This is a genomic window from Microcoleus sp. PH2017_09_SFU_O_A (genome assembly GCF_020738625.1).
Classification (GTDB): domain Bacteria; phylum Cyanobacteriota; class Cyanobacteriia; order Cyanobacteriales; family Microcoleaceae; genus Microcoleus.
On sequence record NZ_JAEQCF010000163.1, the window covers coordinates 1 to 3963 of the forward strand.

Genomic DNA, 3963 nt, shown 5'->3' on the forward strand with positions numbered 1-3963 from the left:
CTATCTTAAGACTCGCGAGCTATCTTAAGACTCGCGAGCTATCTTAAGACTCGCGAGCTATCTTAAGACTCGCGAGCTATCTTAAGACTCGCGAGCTATATTAAGACTCGCGAGCTATATTAAGACTCGCGAGCTATCTTAAGACTCGCGAGCTATCTTAAGACTCGCGAGCGGGACGCTCGCACTGCACGATAACTAATTAAGATTCAGCCATTTTTGAGCATTAAGCCGCTGGACGACACCAAAGACCATGAGGTCTAGGGTAATCTTGCGCTCGTCTATCAAAAAAGGCTCTAAAGTGCTGGTTTTGGTGTTATTTTCAGCGCAGGAAAATGCTCTTTGACTTTGAATATCTTCTTGAGGAAAATACAAGTTAAATTGGCGCTGACCTTCTTGAAATTTACCAATTACTTGCCAGCAATCTCCGGCGGAACTCATGCCAGCAACGGGGAGTTTTTGCTTGGTCAAACTCACATCTAAATCCTTAACGCCCTGCTTGGTCAAAGCAGTTTGCAAGGCGGGCAAATAATCTTGTTGAATAAATTCCGCAAAGGGCTTGTCTTCAACAGCAGGTGCTTTTTCCTTTTTAGCTTTAGCTGGGGGCTTGTCACCGTCTGGCTTGGCGGCCGCTTTTTTAGCAGCGGGCGCAGGCTTGTCAGCGCTGGGGATGTCGCTGGTTTCCGGAGTGTCGGAACTCGGAGCGTTTTCAGCAGAAAGGGCCTCTGTTTCGGCTTCGCCTGCTGCTGGATTTTTCGGTTCTTCTGCCATTGGTGCTTCCTTTTAAAAAGTGATGAGTAGAGGAGTCAGGAGTCAGGAGTCAGTAGTTGTTTGTTGGTTGTTATTTGTTGTTAGTTTTAGTTGTTGTTTCTAATAACCAATAACTAATAACCAATAACTACTAACCGATGACTACTGACTAATGACTGAGGACTATGCTTATTCTAAATCTCAGCGACAGCTCGTTCAATCAAACGGTGGGCGAGAGTTTGAACGCCCGTGTGTTCGTAGTAGTTGGTAGTCATGTCCAGGAAAGCGCCCACGTAGTCCACCTTGTCGGCAGAAATTTCCACAAAACTCTGTAAGTGCCCCATAACGTTTTGGGGAGTCAAACCTCGATCGCTCACAAACGAGCCCATCCAGCCGGAAACCGAGTTAAAGCTTTCGCCGATAAATCCGAGTTGGCCTGCGGGATTACCACCAGGAATCATACCGCCGATCGACTTAAACGCCGGATTGTCTTGCAAATCGCTAGGGGAGAGCTTTTGAATCCAAGACTGAGTAGCCATGATAAAGTCTGGGCCCAGGGGAATCAAACCATCAAAACAAACCAAAGCAGCCATCCGCATCAGGGATTCACCGCCGTAGTCGCCCAAAGCCCCGGCAAAATCGCCGATGCTGTCGCCAGGAATGCCGTTAATTTGGCAAAAAGCGAGCAATTCAGTGACTAATTTTAGAGAAAGGTCGATCGTCTGAGCTTTTTCAGGCTTGGGGGTGAGATTTCCCAGCACGGACAAAAACGGCACATTTTGGGCGACTTTGTTAGCTAGGGCTGCTGTACCGAGGGCGCTAGAGGCACTGTCGATCGTTTGGTAAAGCCAGAGAGCGCGTTGGTAGCCTTCCGATTTATCGTTGTAGAGGGTGATGGCCCGATCGCCAATTTGCTGGATCATATCTTCGTCAGTTTCGCCTGTTACCGTACGAATGGTATTTTCAAAGCCAACTAAATTGTTCCACTCGCCTGGAACAACAAAGTCAAGCGCTCGCAGGGCTTTGACAGTCATGTTGTCTTTAGGCAGTTGATCGACTAATTCAAAGACTGTTTTGCTCACAAAAAACTCCTTGTTGAACAGAAATCAAAGGTATTACTTTTGGTAGATGGCAAGAACTTCACAGTCTGATTTTGGCAGACATAGTTTTGATAGCGCCAGAGCTAGAGTCGGGCGAGAAGTTCGATCTGAGACACTGCTATTTCACACTAGCAAGGCCGCTCAGGTTAAATTTTGACAGCCAAGCTTCGCGCTCGCTAGCGGTAAAAGAGGGATCGCGGGATTGAACTTTGACTTGATAGCGATTTGCCACTAAAACAGCAGTGATGTTAGCGCCCTGACTGACAGCGGGATAGCCGCTAATTTGCTTGGTGCTTTGCTGGAATTTGGCTCCGGCGCTGGGGTTGCCGGCGATGTCGTTAATCGAAAGCACCGCGACATTTTTACCGCCTTTGTTCAGTTTAGCTTCAGCAAAACCGGATTTTTCTTGAGCGAAAACGCGATCGAATCCGCCGCCAGCAGACGGGAAGTATTTATTTAACTTACCGCCTGCAACTGCCTTCTTGGGCAGGTTTTGATTACTAGCAGTGGATTTGTCAGCATTTGTCTGCTTGGCTTTAGTCGATTTTTGGGTGCTTTCCTGCTGGGCTTTGTCCCAGCGGGAGGGGGGCTGATTCTGACCGCAGGAAGTCACGAGCAGCAGTACCGAGATCAGAAATGGAGCTAAGATTCGGCGTGCGGGGGGAAATTGCATCGCTCTCTCCTCATTAGTAGGTTTCCATAACAATTGTGGCTCACGATTTACCAATTTGTCTTCCCCGAGCGAGTGATTTGTGTCCTTTGCGAAAAAATCCTCTGCCCGCAGGCAGAGGATTTTTTGCAATTGCGAGTTTTGAAGGAAGAAGAAAGAAAGATTGCTCCACAGATCAATTCTGGGGATGAGGTAAAAAAACTAAGTTTTTTGATGGCCAGCAATCTCAAAACAATTTTCGCTGATTTTCCCGAGATTTATCTAGAGGTTTCAGAGGAATTGTCCGTCAATCGTGTTGCTTCGGCCTTCCAACTTAGGTCTTGCTTTGTGGGTAAAGCTGCTATACAAATCCTAGACAAGTCTAGACATTTGCTTCTTACTTCATCGGGGGCATGGGAGCGGCTATCCCTCGGTAAGCTTTGACGCTCTAGCCAAGCGCGATAAATTAATCGCTGCGTTCAAATCCCTGTCCATCGAATGACCGCAACTTCCATAGTTGTAAGTCCTTTCTTTCAGCGGCATATCTTGAATATGTCCGCAGTTTGAACAAGTCTTACTCGAAGGAAACCAGCGGTCAGCAATGATTACTTCACAGCCAAACTTTTGAGATTTATACTCTAGTTGACGTTTGAATTCATAGAATCCACAATCAGCGATAACTCGAAGCTCGCTTGTGATTAGACAGTAACCCAGAAACATTCAAATTCTCTACTACTATCTTTGCGTGGTTTTTGCATAAGTAAGTAGTGATTTGATGGAGAGTATTTTTTCTGAGATTCGCTACCTTAGGAATGAAAATTGAATAATTTAAGCAACTTTGCTTCCCCATTTCTTTTCCAGTAAGGGCTAAGGGGGGGATAGTCGTCTAGGTTATTAAATTTTCATTCCTTAGCATGATGCTTCGCTAGTTTTTGTTTCGCCTTAAATCTATTTCTAGAGCCTCTTGTTTTTTTCGGGATAACTCCTTTGACAGCCTACGCAACTTACTGAGATGCGTTTTGTAATGCTTTGGGTTAGGCAAAACAACACCGGTCGAAAGGGTTGCCAACTCTTTAACTCCCAAGTCAACACCCACAACATCGTGTTGCTTTATAGTTGGCTCTTCTGTTCGTAAGCAAAAGCGATAAACCAACTGTCGGCGGTACGTGAAATAGTGATTGACACGGCACGGTGGTGTGAGGCAATCCGCCCTAGGTTTTTACCCAGCCGATAGTCGGCAACTTTATGGACGTACCACCTACCGGAATTGGTTTGCCACCTGCATCTATCGTGAAAGAATCATGATGCCCCTTCTTCTTGAATTTGGGATATCCACCTTTTTTTGAGAAAAATAAGGAGAAGGAATCCCCAAGATTGTCGAAAGCATATTGAGTTATCTTCTGGCAAATTCCCGCTTCTTTAATCCATGTAAACTCAGGCTTTACATGATTGTTAAAGAATTTCTTG

At 45.9% G+C, this 3963-nt stretch carries 6 protein-coding genes and 1 pseudogene; 1 reads left to right on the forward strand and 6 read right to left on the reverse strand.

Annotation, left to right across the window (positions count from 1 at the left end; genetic code table 11):
* Window positions 1–195: 195 nt before the first annotated feature.
* From JGK16_RS32145 to JGK16_RS32155, 3 genes are all read right to left on the reverse strand, one after another.
* On the reverse strand, window positions 196–768 hold the full coding sequence (locus tag JGK16_RS32145; protein ID WP_293187126.1) for a DUF2996 domain-containing protein: 573 nt from the start codon (window positions 766–768) through the stop codon (window positions 196–198).
* Window positions 769–941: 173 nt separating this feature from the next.
* Window positions 942–1829 carry a hypothetical protein gene (locus JGK16_RS32150; RefSeq protein ID WP_293187127.1) on the reverse strand — a complete coding sequence of 296 codons (888 nt, stop codon included), beginning with the start codon at window positions 1827–1829 and terminating at the stop codon, window positions 942–944.
* Window positions 1830–1965: 136 nt separating this feature from the next.
* Window positions 1966–2520 carry a hypothetical protein gene (locus tag JGK16_RS32155; protein WP_293187128.1) on the reverse strand — a complete coding sequence of 185 codons (555 nt, stop codon included), beginning with the start codon at window positions 2518–2520 and terminating at the stop codon, window positions 1966–1968.
* 138 nt (window positions 2521–2658) lie between these two features.
* Here JGK16_RS32155 and JGK16_RS32160 point away from each other — a divergent pair, with 138 nt between their 5' ends.
* On the forward strand, window positions 2659–2940 hold the full coding sequence (locus JGK16_RS32160; RefSeq protein ID WP_293187129.1) for a hypothetical protein: 282 nt from the start codon (window positions 2659–2661) through the stop codon (window positions 2938–2940).
* Here JGK16_RS32160 and JGK16_RS32870 read toward each other — a convergent pair.
* From JGK16_RS32870 to JGK16_RS32165, 3 genes and pseudogenes are all read right to left on the reverse strand, one after another.
* Window positions 2920–3216 carry a zinc ribbon domain-containing protein gene (locus JGK16_RS32870; protein WP_363319284.1) on the reverse strand — a complete coding sequence of 99 codons (297 nt, stop codon included), beginning with the start codon at window positions 3214–3216 and terminating at the stop codon, window positions 2920–2922. The two genes, JGK16_RS32160 and JGK16_RS32870, sit on opposite strands and share 21 nt — an antisense overlap.
* A 205-nt stretch (window positions 3217–3421) precedes the next feature.
* Window positions 3422–3649 (reverse strand): transposase, encoded by a 228-nt coding sequence (locus JGK16_RS32875; protein WP_363319285.1) that lies wholly within the window; start codon window positions 3647–3649, stop codon window positions 3422–3424.
* Between the two features lie 58 nt (window positions 3650–3707).
* Window positions 3708–3963, reverse strand: a pseudogene (locus JGK16_RS32165) (RNA-guided endonuclease TnpB family protein); the annotation flags it as partial.

Excerpts from the sequence above, each read along its gene's own strand:
- JGK16_RS32870 (WP_363319284.1), bottom strand. The coding sequence starts at position 3,216 with ATGTTTCTGGGTTACTGTCTAATCACAAGCGAGCTTCGAGTTATCGCT.
- JGK16_RS32155 (WP_293187128.1), bottom strand. The coding sequence starts at position 2,520 with ATGCAATTTCCCCCCGCACGCCGAATCTTAGCTCCATTTCTGATCTCG.
- JGK16_RS32145 (WP_293187126.1), bottom strand. The coding sequence starts at position 768 with ATGGCAGAAGAACCGAAAAATCCAGCAGCAGGCGAAGCCGAAACAGAG.